A 13512-nucleotide genomic window follows, 5' to 3' on the forward strand; every position below is an offset into this window, starting at 1 on the left:
CCGCACGCCTCGCACCGGACCGTGAGGAGGGATCGTCTCACCGGCCGGAGGCCGGCGGCCACTGGTCGCCGACCACCTACCACCGGCCACCTACCACCCCTTCATCCGTAGCCGACCAAGCCGTGGGTTCAGCCCGTGTCCTCGGGCCGCGCGCGGTAGCCGTCGCGCCACTCCTGGTAGAAGCGCCAGAGGCGTGCCGCCTGTGGGCAGCGTCCCGACTCCCGTCGGCACGTACGGCAGTTGCCGACGTGACTGATGTAGGCGGTCTCGGGGGCGTCCCGCCCCGGCTCCGGATTCGGCATGGCCCTCGGCACCTGTCGGTGCGACGCGCACCGGCGCGACGTCGCTTCTGATGCCGTGCTTCCGCGCCAAGGGCCTCGGCGGATGCACCTGCCGAGAACTCCCGTGCCCGGCCCGCGGATCTCAGCGGCCGGCGTGCGGCTTCCGGGCTCCCGCCGACGGCCGCCCGGTTCCCGTGTCAGTCGAGGAGGTCGGCGCCGTACTCCTCCGTCGCGGGGAAAGGCCTGCCGACCCGGGACCTGCGGACTGTCAGCCGGGCCACCTCGAAGTCCATCTCGGAGGCTTCGGGAGGCGGCGGCGGGTGGTAACGCCCGGCGCATACGGACAGGTTGACGATGAGATAGGCGTGCCAGGATCTGCCCACTCCGCGCCGGTCGTCGAAGACCTGGATCCCGTTCACCCACCACACGACCCGCTGGGCGCCGAACTCGACCATGAGGTCGACCCAGGCACCCGGCCGAATGGCGGGGTTCCGGTAATAGCGGTGGGTGTTGCGTACGTGGTTGGACAGTTCCAGCAGGTCCGGGTTGTCGGGGTGGTACTCGAAGACGTCGATCTCCTGACCGCCGTCCCGCCATGTCCAGACGGCCGGCCAGGCTCCGGTCACCGTCGGCAGCTTGACCCGCGTCTCCAGCACGTCCCCCGTACGGACCATGAAGCCGTCCGCGCTGCCCTCGGTGGTGAGGAGGCCCGCGTCCCAGTCACCGTCCGGGCGTCGCGTGGCCAAGAAGCGGCCCGTCCGGCAGTAGGCGGGGTCGGTCACCAGATGGTCGAGTTTCCCGTCGTCCGGATTGACCGGTCCGCCGTCGGGATAGGCCCAGGAACGGCCCGCGACCCATTGACGAGGCGAGGCGAAATCCGCCGTGAAGACGACATCGGACACGCGGCACTCCTCGATGACGACGTTGCGCTTACCTCCAGGTTCTCCCCAAGCACCGGACATCCACGCCCTGTTCACGACAACCCGCCACAAAACAACCCATCGGGGTGAACCGGTCGTACTCCGGCGCACCATGTCTTCGGCCTGCCGCGCCTCGCACCACGGCTCGCGCTCCGTACCCGCCCCACGGCGCCCGGTTCGGCCGGCTGCCTGGTCGGGCGCCGCGTCCCGCGCACCCGACCAGGCTCCGCCGGCTACAGGTAGGGGCGGGTGATCAACTCGATGGCATGGCCGGCCGGGTCCTTGAAGTACACGCCCCGGCCGCCGTGTTCGTTGTTGATCTCGCCCGAGCGCCGCATCCGGGGATCGGCCCAGTGCTCGATGCCGTCGTCACAGAGCCGCCGGTAGGCCCGGTCGAACAGCTCGTCGTCGATCAGGAACGCGTAGTGCTGCATCTGGATGTCCACCGGGGGCTCGGCGAACTGCAGCAGCACGCCGTCCGTCAGCTGGATGTTGGTGAAAGGACCCCAGGACGGCGCTTGCGGCAGTTCCAGCAGCTCCCGGAAGAAGCGTGCCGACTCGTGGCGGTCCTTGGCTGCGATGATGGTGTGATTGAAGGTGACTGTCATTCGACTGACCTCAGTAGTGCTCGACACGGAAAAAGGACTCGCGGTGCACAAACACTGGGAGGTCCACGTGCCGGACTGAGACGGTGCCTTCGGCGCACCCATCGGGCGATCAGCCCTCCACCGGATCGCCCATCTGTGTGTGGCTCGACGCCGGTCCGGTGTTCACGTCGGTGACGCTACTTGATCCGGTCGACCACTACAACGCCCCCGGGCGCGGCAGACTGAACGCCATGACTTCACCGGACCCCAAGGCCGACCTTCACCGCTATCTGCAGTCGGCTCGCGACGCCCTGATCTGGAAGCTCGAGGGTCTCTCGGAATACGACATCCGCCGCCCGTTCACCCCTACCGGGACCAACCTGCTCGGTCTGGTGAAACACGTGGCCACGATCGAACTGGGTTACCTCGGCGACACCTTCGGACGGCCGTCCGGTGAGCCGCTCCCCTGGCTGGAGCACGCCCACGAGACGAACGGGGACATGTGGGCCACCGCGGACGAGACACGCGAGTTCGTCGTGGGGCTCTATCGCCGGGCATGGGCTCACGCGGACGCGACGATCGACGCGCTGCCGCTGGAGACGACCGGCACGGTCCCGTGGTGGCCCGCCGGGAAGAACGAGGTGACGTTGCATCACGCGGTCGTTCGCGTGCTCGCCGACACCCAGCGGCACGCCGGGCACGCCGACATCATCCGCGAACTCATGGACGGCGCCGCCGGGATGAACGAGGACAACGACAGCCTGATGCCGGGTGACTCGGCGTGGTGGGAGGATTATCGGGCGCGGCTGGAGCAGGCGGCCCGGGACGCCGACAAGAACGGCTGAGACCGGCGCCGGATCAGCCGGGCCGGCCGGGTGCCGAGGACGTCACGCACCCGGCCAGGCCCCGCGCCCCGCCAGGTCGAGGACGAGAGCGGCGATGTTCCACGCGTCGTCCTCACCCCGGTGATGCCGCCCCTCCAGGGGCAGTTGGGCCAGGCGCAGGGCCTGCGCCATCCCCGGCCGCTTCCGCAGCCCGTGAGCGGCGGTGAAGACCGCCTTGGCGTTGGCGTGCCGGCGGCCGAAGGGGTACGGAGTCTCCGCGGCGGCGCACTGACGCGTGAACTGATGACGGTCGTAGTCGCCCCAACTCGCCCACGGCCGCTCCCCCGTACGATGTCGAGCGGCCAACTCACGGCAGGCCTCTGCGAATTCGAGCCCCTTCTCGACCTCGTCCTGCGTCAGTCCGGTGAGCTCGGTGCAGAAGGCGCTGACCGTCGACCGCGCGGGCCTCACCAGAAGCCGGTGCTTCTCCAGCCGGACGCCTTCGTCCAGGTCGACGACCGTCAGGCCGATCTCGATGATCTCGTTCACCGCTCCGGGCGGAGGCGGACCCTCCCAACAGGTCGCCTCGACATCGACGACGTTCAACAGCCTTCCGGAACTCTTCATGCGGGCGAGCGTAGAAGGCGGCACGCCACCGCGTCGCGCGGTTTTCCGCCCCGCCCCGCTCGTCCGCAGGAGACCTCGCCGCCAGGAGACTCAGAAGCGACGGCAGCCGTACCTCAGCTCACGGGCGCGGCCAGGGACGTCCGCCGATGCGCTCGATGCCCGTGTTGAAACGCCGCAAGTAGGAGGCGAACGCGGCGATGTCGTCCTCCGGCCAGTCGGCCATGACGCGGTCCAGCGCGTCGATGAGCCCCTGCCGCTCCTCGTCCAGGAGCCGCGCCCCTTCGTCGGTGATGCGGAACTTGCGGGCCATGCCCCCGTCGGGGTCGGGGATGCGCTCGACGAGCCCGGAACGCATCGCCGCCGCGGTCTGCCGGTTGAGGGTGGAGTCGTCGAGTCCGAAAGCGTCGCTCAACTCACCGATCGACATGGGCCCCTGGATCCGGATACGGCTGAGCAGGATGTACGCGCTGCGCTCCAGGACACCGTCCTTGGTGCGGCCGCCTCTGTGGTTCATCCATCCGTGGCGGCTGAGCAGCATCTGCTCGTACTCGACCTCGTGTGTGGGCTTGACCATCCGCCTGCCGCCTCCCGGTGTCTCCTGAGCCGCGCGTCCCGCGCACATCGGTGCGGCCCGGCTTCATGGTCCCACACCCCCATGCACGGCCCACATCACATGCATGAACCACATCACATGCGCGATACATAAGACATGTACGATGCACATCCCTTGCCCCGCAGACAGACCCGAGGAGTCCCTGATGGACGCCCCCCAGCCCTCCGCCCGAGCGGGCGGCGTGGTCGCCACGCTCGCCCTCGCCGGCACCGTGGCGGCGATCATGCAGACGCTGGTCACCCCGCTGATCGCCGAGCTGCCCCAGATCCTGCACACCACGCCCGCGAACTCCGCCTGGGTCATCACCGTCACCCTGCTGGTCGCGGCCGTCTGCGTCCCGGTCTCCGGCCGCCTGGGCGACCTGGTCGGCAAGCGGCGGATGCTGCTCGCCTGCTCCATCCCGCTCATGGCGGGCTCGGTCGTGTGCGCGCTCTCCTCGTCCGTCGTCCCGATGATCGTCGGACGAGGCCTCCAGGGCATGGGCATGGGCATCGTGCCGCTCGGCATCGCCCTGCTGCGCGACGTGGTGCCGGCGGAGAAGCTGAGCTCCTCCATCGCGCTGGTCAGCGCCTCCATGGGCATCGGCGGCGGCCTCGGCCTGCCCATCGCCGCCGCGGTCGCCCAGTACACGAACTGGCGCGTCCTCTTCTGGGGCTCCGCCGTGCTGGCCCTGGTGATCGGAACGCTGATCTGGTTCCTCATCCCGGACGTGCCGGCCAGCGCCAAGGGTCAGCGCTTCGACGTCCTCGGCGCGCTCGGACTCGGCGCCGGCCTGGTCTGCCTGCTCCTCGGCGTCTCCAAGGGCGCCGACTGGGGCTGGGGTTCCGCGACGACGCTCGGGCTGTTCGTCGCCGCCGTCGTGGTCCTGATCGCCTGGGGCGCCTGGGAGATGCGTGCCAAGGACCCGCTGGTCGACCTGCGCACCACCGCCCGCCCCCGGGTCCTGCTCACCAACGTCGCCTCGATCTTCGTCGGCTTCAGCATGTACGCGAGCATGCTGATCATCCCGCAGCTGCTCCAGTTCCCCGAGGCCACCGGCTACGGCCTGGGCCAGTCGATGCTGGCGGCGGGCCTGTGGATGGCACCCGGCGGCATCATGATGATGATCGTCTCCCCGTTCGGCGGGAAGCTGACGGACGCCCGCGGCCCGAAGTTCACGCTGATCTGCGGTGTCCTCGTCGTCGCCCTCGGCTACGGGCTGTCGCTGGTCCTCATGGGCTCGGCCTGGGGTCTCATGCTGACCCTCATGGTCACCAGCAGCGGTATCGGCCTCGCCTACGGTTCGATGCCGGCCCTGATCATGAGCTCGGTCCCGCTCTCCGAGACCGCCGCGGCCAACGGCTTCAACACGCTGATGCGCTCGCTGGGCACCTCGGTCGGCGCGGCCGTCGTCGGCGTCACCCTCGCCCAGATGACGACCAGCGCGGGCGGCTACACCTTCACCTCCGAGGACGGTTTCCGCACCGGACTCATCGTCGGTGGATGTGTCGCCCTGGTGGCCGCGGCCATCGCCGCCCTGATTCCGGCCGTCCGCGCCACCGCCGGAGACGACGAGGCCGGCCTCACGGCCACGCCGGAAGCGGCCACGGCCACCCGCTGAGGTTCACGCACCACCCGCACCGGTTCCGACGGCCCCCTCCGCCGGAACCGGTGCGTTCACGTTTCCGCCACCGCCGTCGGCCTTCCCAGGTAGGTGAGGGGCCCCGGGTCGTCGACGGGAATCTCGTGGAAACCGAGACGGTCGTAGAACGCCCTGGCCGGTTTGTTCGCGGTGACCATGCCCAGGTGGACCGCCCGCACCCCGCGGTCGTGCAGTGCGGCGAGGAAGGTGTTCATCAGCGCTCTGCCGTGGCCGCGCCGCTGGAAGTCCGGCAGCAGGTCGATGTGCAGGTGCGCCGGATAGGCGGCGAGTTCGGGCAGGATCATGCGCTCGGGGGTGTGCAGCAGCCCGACCATCACCTCGCCGGGTGTGCGCGGCGGCGTCGTGGGCTCGGGATAGCGGTGCGCGACCCGAGGGATCCATGTGCCGCGGAACCGGGCGGCGAAGTCCGCGGTGTCTCCGGTGCCGACCACATAGCCGACCGCCCGGCCGCTCCCGTCGTCGAGGACGAAGGCCAGGCCGGGCTCCAGATGGCAGTAGGGCGCCGCGAAGAGCGTCGGCATCAGCTCCTCGTCGGGATACAGGGCACGCGAATCCCCGCCGAGGTCCGCGGTCCTCACGCACACCTCCGCGACGGCGGCGCGGTCGGCGGGCCGGTAGGGGCGAATGGTCGGCACTGGGTTCATGGGGGCATCCTCCCCCGCATGGGAGCGCTCCCACAAGAGGCCCGCTCGCACCTTCCGCGACGCGGGACGCCCGGGCACCATCCGGCACGAGGCGCCGCGAGGTGCCATGCTGAAGTACCGGATCATGACCTGGGAGCAGGGAACGACGGCAGCGTGAGGACAGTGACTCGGCCGAACCGAGCGACGATCTGGAACCGGTTCATGGCATCCGACCCGGGCCTGCTGCGGCTCATGGCCGGACTGCGGACCGTCGGCGCGATCGCCCTCACCCTCGCCGTCCTCGGCCTGATGGGCTCCGGTCCCAGCCGCATGGTGACCGGAGCCATGACCGCCATGGTCGCCACGTTCTCCATCAAGGAGAAGCACCGCGGCGAACAGGCCGTCACGCTGGCGCTCGGCCTGCCCGTGGCGGTCATGGCGATGTCGCTGGGCGCGCTGCTGCGCGGTCATTCGGTCGCGAGCGACGCGTGCTTCGTCGCCCTGATCTTCGCCGCGGTCTACTGCCGCCGGTACGGAGACCGCGGTACGGCGCTCGGGCTGATCGCCTTCCAGATCTACTTCCTGTCCCTGTTCGGCGGAGCGACCTACGCTTCGCTTCCCGAACTCTGGGCGACACTGGCCATCGGCTTCGCCTGCAGTGCCCTGGTGCGCTTCGCCGTCATCGCCGAGTCGACCGAGCGGGTCCTGGGACGGCTGCGCAAGGCGTTCCGGGCTCGGGTGGCCCAGTTGGTGTCCGTCCAGATCGACCTTCTCGACGCCGGTCAGGACGAGGTCGAGAAGGCCCTGGACGACGTACGGCTGCACACCGCGCGACTGCACGAGAGCGCGATGATGATCCAGGACCGACTGGACGAGGGAACCGCGAACGGTGCGACCGCCTCACTGCTCCAGCGGCGGGTCGCCGAGGCCGAGATCGCCGCGGAACGGCTCGGCGTCCTCATCCTCACCGCGCGCAGCGCCGAACAGGCCGACACGCTCGCCCTGCATCTGCCGCACGCGCCGCTGCCCGCGCCGGGAGACCGGCTCCGGAAGCAGGACGACACCATCGCGACGCTGCACCGCGACCTCGAAGCACTGCAAGTACTCGTCGTGGGCCCGGTCTCGGGTGAGCGCGGCGCCGGGGTGGCCCAGCTCCGCAACCGGCTGCTCGGCTACCGGGACGAGGAGAACCTGCCGCACGCCCCGGCGGCCGTGCAGGACGTCTTCCGCGGCATCGGCGAGGCGACGCGGGCCGCCCTCGGACTGCGGCTGGCGCTCGACGGTCCCCAGGACGAATCCGACGACTCCCCCGAGACGAAACGTTCCCGCGAGGAGCTGGACGCCGAGGACGCCTCCATCGCCGCCGAGGAGGGCGAAGAGGACGAGCCTCACCCCACGGGACTTGACCGGCCGACGACCCGGGCGGCGGTACAGGTCTCGGTCGGGTCGACCCTGGCCATCGTCGGCGGGGAACTGCTCTCCCCGCAACGGTGGTACTGGGCGGTGCTGACGTGCTGGGTCGTCTTCCTGAACACCTCCTCGACCGGGGAGATCCTGGTTAAGGGCTATCGCCGACTGCTGGGGACGATCCTCGGCGTGGTCGCGGGTGTCCTTCTGGCAGGCGTGGTGGGTGGCCACACCTGGACCGCGTTCGCCTTGGTCCTGGTGTTCATCTTCGCCATGTACTTCACCGCCCCTGTGTCGTACGTCCTGATGTCCTTCTTCGTGACGGCGATGCTGGGGCTGCTGTACACGGTGCTCAACACCTACAGTCCGGCAGTGCTCGTCCTGCGGATCGAGGAGACGGCGCTCGGCGCGATCTGCGGGATGGTCGCGGCCATCGTCGTCCTTCCGGTGCAGACCGACCGCCGTACGGACGAGCTCCTCGCCGCCGTGCTCGTCCGACTCGGGGACGTCAGCGGTGCGGCGGTGGAGCAGCTCAGCGGCGGTATCGCCCTCGACCTGCTGGGCAAGGCCCGCGAGCTGGACGTGGCCCTGGACAAACTGCGGGCCTCCACCAAACCCCTGACCCACCCGATCACTCCGTGGCGGGCCCGCCGTCAGACCGCCCGTTACATCGTCGCCCTGCTGGAGACGTGCGCCTATCACGCGCGTTCACTGGCGGCGACGGCCGAACTCCTCCCCTACAGCAGGTCGGTCGCCGCGGATCCCCGGCTCAAACTGGCGGGCCGCCGGATCAGCCACAACATCGACGTCCTCGTCGCCCGGGTGGCGGCGGACGCCGGGGACGGTGTCGCGGAGACCGGGGCGAGCCTCGCCGCCATGCTGGAGTTGGACACGCCGGACTCGCCCCGGCACGACCGCGTCACGGGCCGTGTCCTGCGCCATCTGCAGCGTCTCGACGAAGGGGTGATCGGTCTGGCCCGCCCGCTGGGGGTGCGGATCTCGACGCCCGGCAAGAAGCCCGCCCGGAGCGGGGCACGGTAGCCGCGGTGAAGAGTCGCGCGGGCCCGCGACGACGGCATGGCGCGGTGGCCGGGGCGGGGGCATGGCACCGTGGCCGGGCGCCCGGGGGTCTGCTCAGCCCACGTTCCACAGGAACCGGTGCGTATGGATCCCGAAGTAGGGGAACGACTGCACCTGCCGGACGCCTTCGATCTGCCGTACGACGTCGTTGACGAAGTCCAGCAGATCCCGCGGTCCGGGACACACGACCTCGGCGAACAGATCGAAGCCGCCCGACGTCAGGACCGCGTAGACGACCTCGGCCCGTTCGGCCAGCGCGTCGGCGACCGCTCGCGGATCGCCGTCCACGGCGATGCCGAGCAGAGCCATCGCCTGTCCGCCCATGCCCATCGGGTCGGTGACGCCGACGACCTGGACCGCCTGCGAGTCGAGCAGGCGTTGCAGGCGCTGGCGGGCCGCCGACGCGGACAGCCCGACCTTGGGGCCGAGTTCGGCATAGGCGATACGGCCGTCGATCTGCAGTTCGCGCAGGATGGCCCGGTCGATCTCGTCCACGCTGTTCCTCTCCGGCTGACCCGGTCCAAGGTTAACGGGGCCGTTCAGCCGGCCAGTTCGGCCAGGGCGGCGGCGAAGACCTCGGTGTGCCGGTCCACGTCCTCCTCGGTGGTCGCCGGACACATGAGCGCCATGTTGTGGAACGGCGTCAGCAGGATGCCGCGGTTGGCGAGGTACAGGTGGAGGAAGTCCTCCAGCTCGGTGTCCGCCGCCGCGGCCGATTCCGTTCCGGTGCGCGGTGCGGGGTCGGCGAACCGGTATTCCGTACGGGCTCCGAGCCGGCTCACCGACCACGGCAGGCCCCAGCTGTCGATTCCCGCCCGCACACCCGCCTCGAAGCGTTCGGAGAGCTTGGCCATCGTGTCGAACGCGGCGTCGGTGAGGACGTGTTCCAGGGTCGCGCGCGTCGCCGCGGTGGAGAGGGCGTTCCCGGCGAGCGTGCCGCCGACACCGCCCATGTCGACCAGGTCGAGATCGGCGCGGCCGAGCAGCTTGTCGGCGAGTTCGGCCGAGAGCCCGTACGCGCCGGCCGGGATCCCTCCGCCGATCGCCTTGCCGATCGTGAGCATGTCCGGCTCCAGGCCCCAGGCGGCGGTGCAGCCACCGGGGCCGGCGGAGAAGGTGTGCGTCTCGTCGTTGATGAGGAGGCTTCCGTAGCGGCGCGTCAGGGCACGGACGCCCTCCAGGTAGCCCGGCTCGGGCAGCACGATGCCGATGTTGGTGAGCGCGGGCTCCATGAGGACGGCGGCGACGTCGCCGTGCGCGAGCTCGCGCTCCAGCTGCTCCAGGTCGTTGAACTCCGCGACGCGGCTGGTGAGGGTGACATCGCAGGGGGCTCCGACGTTTCCGGGGCGGGCGGTGCCGTGTCCGTCCGGGCCGACGACGATCAGCGACTCGTCGACGCTGCCGTGGTAGCTGTAGCTGTTCACCAGGATCTTCGGGCGGCCGGTGACCGCCCGTGCCAGGCGGATGGACCAGCGGTTGGCGTCGGTCGCGGTGAGCGAGAAGCTCCAGCGCGCCAGACCGAAGCGGCGGGTCAGTTCGGCGCCCACCCATTCCGCGTCCTCGGTGGGCAGCATCGCGGTCGCGCCGCCGCTCTCGGCGAACCTCGTCCGCACCGCCTCGGCGACCACCTCGGGTGAGTGACCGGCCATCGCGCCCGTGTCGCCGAGACAGAAGTCGATGTACTCGTGCCCGTCGATGTCGGTGACGCGGGCGCCGCGCGCGCTGTCCAGATAGCGCGGGAAGGCACCGGCGGTCTTGTTCATCCAGGTCATCGGCACTCTGCCGAACAGGTGCTCGGCGCGCTCGTACGCGGCCCTGGACCGCGGGTTGCGGCGCTCCGCCTCGGCGCTCTCCCGAGCCAGGAGCTGGTGCAGGCGTGTGCGGTCCATCAAGGGCTCCTCTGTCGGTGAACCCGGTCGGCGAGCTCGGTCGACGCCACGTTCGGCGAGCGGATTCGGCCAGCGTACGAACGTATACGGCGCCGAAGCAAGCCCAAGCACTCGATTCAATTGCACAAACAACTGATTCGACCGTCACTCTCGTCATGACGCTCGATCCGGCAGCCGCGGGGGCGGGCGTGCCGGCCGGAGCCCGCTCGTACGGGTGAGGGTGACGGGACTCCCGGCATTCGGATGACAGGACGGCAGGACGACCCGACGACCTGACGACCTGACGACCGGGAACGGGGTCCGCGGGCGGATCCGGTCCGACCGCCCGCCACCCCGCTCCGCCCGGGTGCCGGAGCCGGCTACCGGGCGGCCTCCGGGGCCCACACCCGGTCCGCGAAGTCCAGGAAGTTCCTGCCGAGGATCTTCTCGATGCGCTCCGAGGTGTAGCCGCGTTGTTCCAGAAGGCGGACGAGCTCCCGGAACTGGTCCACTCCGCGCAGGTCGAGCACGAAGGGAAGCGTGTCGTCGCGCTCCCCCGCCGCCCCGACACCCGCCTGGCGCCGCAGGGCCACATGCTCGGCGAGATGCGAGCGGTACGCGTCGAGGTCGTCGATGGACGTCACGGTCCCGTCGGTGCCGATGCCTACGTGGTCCTCGCCGCACACGTCGACCGCGTGGACGATGTGCTCCACGACGTCGGCGGCCGTCGCGTGACCCGACACGTTCAGGAAGGGCATGAAGTAGATGCCCACGAAGCCGCCGCGCGAGGCCACCAGGCGCAGTTCCTCGTCCGTCTTGTTGCGGGGGAGATCGGCGAGCGCGCGGCAGCCGGTGTGGTTGATCGACACGGGGCCCCGCGCCGTCTTGGCGGCCTCCAGACAGGTCCGCTCACCGCTGTGGGAGAGGTCGACCATCAGGTGGTGCTCGTCGAGCGCCTCGACGACACTCCGGCCGAAGTCGGTCAGGCCCCGGTTCTCCGACGCCATGGAGCCGTCGCCGATGTGATTGGCCTGGTTGTACGTGAGCTGGACGACCCTGACACCGAGATCGGCGAACGTGGCGATGCGCCCCGTGTCCTCGCCGACCGCGACGGCGTTCTGGAAGCCGTAGACGACACCGATCCTGCCCTCCTCCCTGGCCCGGCGGATGTCCGCGGCCGTGCGGACCTTGAGGAGGTCGGCCGCGTTGTCCCGGATGATCCCGTCCCAGACGGCGATCTCGTGGAGCGTGTGCTCGTAGGGCGCCAGATCGCCCATCGTGTAGCCGAGGGTGATGTTGACGGCGGTGAGGCCGGAGGCGTGGGCGTCGGCCAACGTGCGGGCGTCGACGGTCATCTGCTCGCTGGAGGGGTTGAGCTGCGCGGCGGCCTCGGCCGACTGGGGGGCGTTCGGATTGTCGAGCTGCCCGAGCGCGTTGATGATCATGGGAAGGTCGGTCATCGGGTCTCCTCGACAGAGTGGGTCGACTCGGCGGGGCGGCTCGCGTCGACGGGGTGGGTCACAGCGGGCTCTTCGGACCCGGGGCCCTGAGCGCCCTCGGTCCGCCCGGCGCCGGGGGCGGTGCCGTCGAAGTCCCGGCGCTCGAAGCGTCGGCCGCGCTTGACGGTCAGCGTGACGCTGCGCAGATGCGCGATGTCCCGCAGCGGATCGTCCTCCAGGACGACGAAGTTGGCGAGCTTGCCCGCTTCGACAGTGCCCATGATGTCCTCGGCCCCGGCGCTCCGGGCACCGATCAGCGTGGCCGAGCGCAGCACCTGCGCGGGTGACATCCCGCAGCGCCGCACGAGGAACTCCAACTCCTCGTAGAGGGCGGGGAAGGGGTCCCCGGGGTCGGTCTCGTAGTCCGTGCCGGTCGCGATCTCCACACCGGCCCGGTGGGCCTGGGCGGTGAGCACGGCGGCGAGTTCGGTGTTGGCCGCAGCCCGCGCCGCGTCCTCGGGACCCTCGCCCGCGAGGGCCTCGCTCGCCCACATGCCCGCGGTCGCGTCGAGGACCGTGCCCCGCCGCCGCATCAGGGCGAACAGTTCCTCGACCCGGGGGTCGTCACCGGCGGCGAAGCGCTCGTGGTCGACCTTCGGCTTGGTCTTGTAGCTGGTCAGCGGTTCGTCCGTGCCCTCGAAGGCGAGCAGGGTGACATGGGAGACGCTGTCGGCGCCGGCCTCGACGATCTGGCCGGGCGAGGCCGGGAAGACGGTGGCGTGGGCCCAGACGGGGATGCCCTGGCGGTGCGCCTCCTCGGTGACGGCGGCGACGGTGGCGTGGTCGAGATCCGCGTACACCTTGATCGCGGAGGCGTGGGTCCCGCGCGCCAGGGCGACGGCGATCCGCAGGTCGGTGTCCTTCGTGATCGCCTGCATCCACGGAACGGCACCGGGCGTCTCACCCTGGGACACCTGGTGGGTGCGCGGGTCGTCGAAGAAGCCGGGGCCTGCCATCAGCGCGGCGTAGCGGACGTCGGGGCCGGGGATCTCGCCGACGAGCGTCGCCCTCGCCAGGTCACCGACCTGGCGCAGGTCGTCGGCCATGTCGCGGATGGCCGTGACCCCGCTGTGGACGAGCCGGTGCAGCACCGCCTCGGCGACGGGCCGGTCCGGCGGCGTCGCGATGTGCTGGTGGGCGTCGATCAGACCGGGGATGACGAAACGTCCGTCGAGGTCGAAGACCTGGGCGTCGGCGGGCAGGGTCCCGGCGATCACGACATCGTCCCCGACGGCACGGATGACCGGACCGTCGATAACGATCGACGTCGAGGTCCGGACCGGACCACCGGTTCCGTCGAACAGTGTCGCGCCGCGGTACACCGCGACGGCTCCCTTCACCGCGGGCGCGTGCGGGGTCGGTGCGCCCGAAGTCTCGTCCGTCATCTTCACCTCAGTAGTAGCTCTTACCGGAGCGGCTCCGTCCGGCGCGACTCCGTTCGGACCGGCTCTGTCCGGACCGGCTCTGTCCGGACCGGCTCTGTCCGGACCGGCTCTGTCCGGACCGGCTCTGTTCGAACCGGGGACGCCTGAAAGATCTTG

At 70.4% G+C, this 13512-nt stretch carries 14 protein-coding genes; 4 read left to right on the forward strand and 10 right to left on the reverse strand.

The features are described from left to right. Positions 1-128: 128 nt before the first annotated feature. The 3 genes from OG410_RS03500 to OG410_RS03510 form a co-directional block, all read right to left on the reverse strand. Complete coding sequence (locus OG410_RS03500; protein WP_329297744.1) at positions 129-302, reverse strand: hypothetical protein; 174 nt, start codon at positions 300-302, stop codon at positions 129-131. Between the two features lie 176 nt (positions 303-478). Continuing rightward, complete coding sequence (locus OG410_RS03505; RefSeq protein ID WP_329297745.1) at positions 479-1183, reverse strand: beta-glucanase; 705 nt, start codon at positions 1181-1183, stop codon at positions 479-481. Between the two features lie 251 nt (positions 1184-1434). After that, positions 1435-1809 carry a VOC family protein gene (locus tag OG410_RS03510; protein ID WP_329297746.1) on the reverse strand — a complete coding sequence of 125 codons (375 nt, stop codon included), beginning with the start codon at positions 1807-1809 and terminating at the stop codon, positions 1435-1437. 230 nt (positions 1810-2039) lie between these two features. Here OG410_RS03510 and OG410_RS03515 point away from each other — a divergent pair, with 230 nt between their 5' ends. Further along, complete coding sequence (locus OG410_RS03515) at positions 2040-2633, forward strand: DinB family protein (protein WP_329297747.1); 594 nt, start codon at positions 2040-2042, stop codon at positions 2631-2633. Between the two features lie 42 nt (positions 2634-2675). Here the strand turns inward: OG410_RS03515 and OG410_RS03520 are convergent, their stop codons facing one another. Together OG410_RS03520 and OG410_RS03525 are read right to left on the reverse strand one after the other, a co-directional pair. Then, positions 2676-3239, reverse strand: coding sequence for a 3'-5' exonuclease (locus tag OG410_RS03520; RefSeq protein ID WP_329297748.1), 564 nt, complete (start codon positions 3237-3239; stop codon positions 2676-2678). A 118-nt stretch (positions 3240-3357) separates the two neighbouring features. Beyond that, positions 3358-3813 (reverse strand): MarR family winged helix-turn-helix transcriptional regulator, encoded by a 456-nt coding sequence (locus OG410_RS03525; RefSeq protein WP_329297749.1) that lies wholly within the window; start codon positions 3811-3813, stop codon positions 3358-3360. A gap of 184 nt (positions 3814-3997) precedes the next feature. Here OG410_RS03525 and OG410_RS03530 point away from each other — a divergent pair, with 184 nt between their 5' ends. Next, entirely contained in the window at positions 3998-5452 is a 1455-nt protein-coding gene (locus tag OG410_RS03530; RefSeq protein WP_329297750.1) for an MFS transporter, read from the forward strand. A gap of 56 nt (positions 5453-5508) precedes the next feature. Here OG410_RS03530 and OG410_RS03535 read toward each other — a convergent pair whose 3' ends face one another. Continuing rightward, positions 5509-6138, reverse strand: coding sequence for a GNAT family N-acetyltransferase (locus tag OG410_RS03535; protein ID WP_329297751.1), 630 nt, complete (start codon positions 6136-6138; stop codon positions 5509-5511). Here OG410_RS03535 and OG410_RS03540 point away from each other — a divergent pair. Then, positions 6137-6295, forward strand: coding sequence for a hypothetical protein (locus OG410_RS03540; protein ID WP_329297752.1), 159 nt, complete (start codon positions 6137-6139; stop codon positions 6293-6295). The genes OG410_RS03535 and OG410_RS03540 overlap by 2 nt on opposite strands. A gap of 44 nt (positions 6296-6339) precedes the next feature. Then, a complete protein-coding gene (locus OG410_RS03545; RefSeq protein ID WP_329297753.1) occupies positions 6340-8565 on the forward strand; it encodes an FUSC family protein in 2226 nt (741 codons plus the stop codon). 93 nt (positions 8566-8658) lie between these two features. Here the strand turns inward: OG410_RS03545 and OG410_RS03550 are convergent, their stop codons facing one another. From OG410_RS03550 to OG410_RS03565, 4 genes are all read right to left on the reverse strand, one after another. Continuing rightward, on the reverse strand, positions 8659-9099 hold the full coding sequence (locus tag OG410_RS03550; protein WP_328456425.1) for an Lrp/AsnC family transcriptional regulator: 441 nt from the start codon (positions 9097-9099) through the stop codon (positions 8659-8661). Between the two features lie 44 nt (positions 9100-9143). Then, positions 9144-10493, reverse strand: a complete 1350-nt coding sequence (locus tag OG410_RS03555; protein ID WP_329297754.1) for a transaminase — start codon at positions 10491-10493, stop codon at positions 9144-9146. A gap of 359 nt (positions 10494-10852) precedes the next feature. Next, the gene (locus OG410_RS03560) at positions 10853-11932 is read right to left on the reverse strand and encodes a dipeptidase (protein WP_329297755.1); all 1080 of its coding nucleotides are present in this window, start codon (positions 11930-11932) and stop codon (positions 10853-10855) included. Further along, a complete protein-coding gene (locus OG410_RS03565; protein WP_329297756.1) occupies positions 11929-13356 on the reverse strand; it encodes an amidohydrolase family protein in 1428 nt (475 codons plus the stop codon). The genes OG410_RS03560 and OG410_RS03565 overlap by 4 nt, the downstream gene beginning before the upstream one ends. Positions 13357-13512 lie beyond the last annotated feature (156 nt).

It is taken from the genome of Streptomyces sp. NBC_00659, from assembly GCF_036226925.1.
GTDB lineage: Bacteria > Actinomycetota > Actinomycetes > Streptomycetales > Streptomycetaceae > Streptomyces.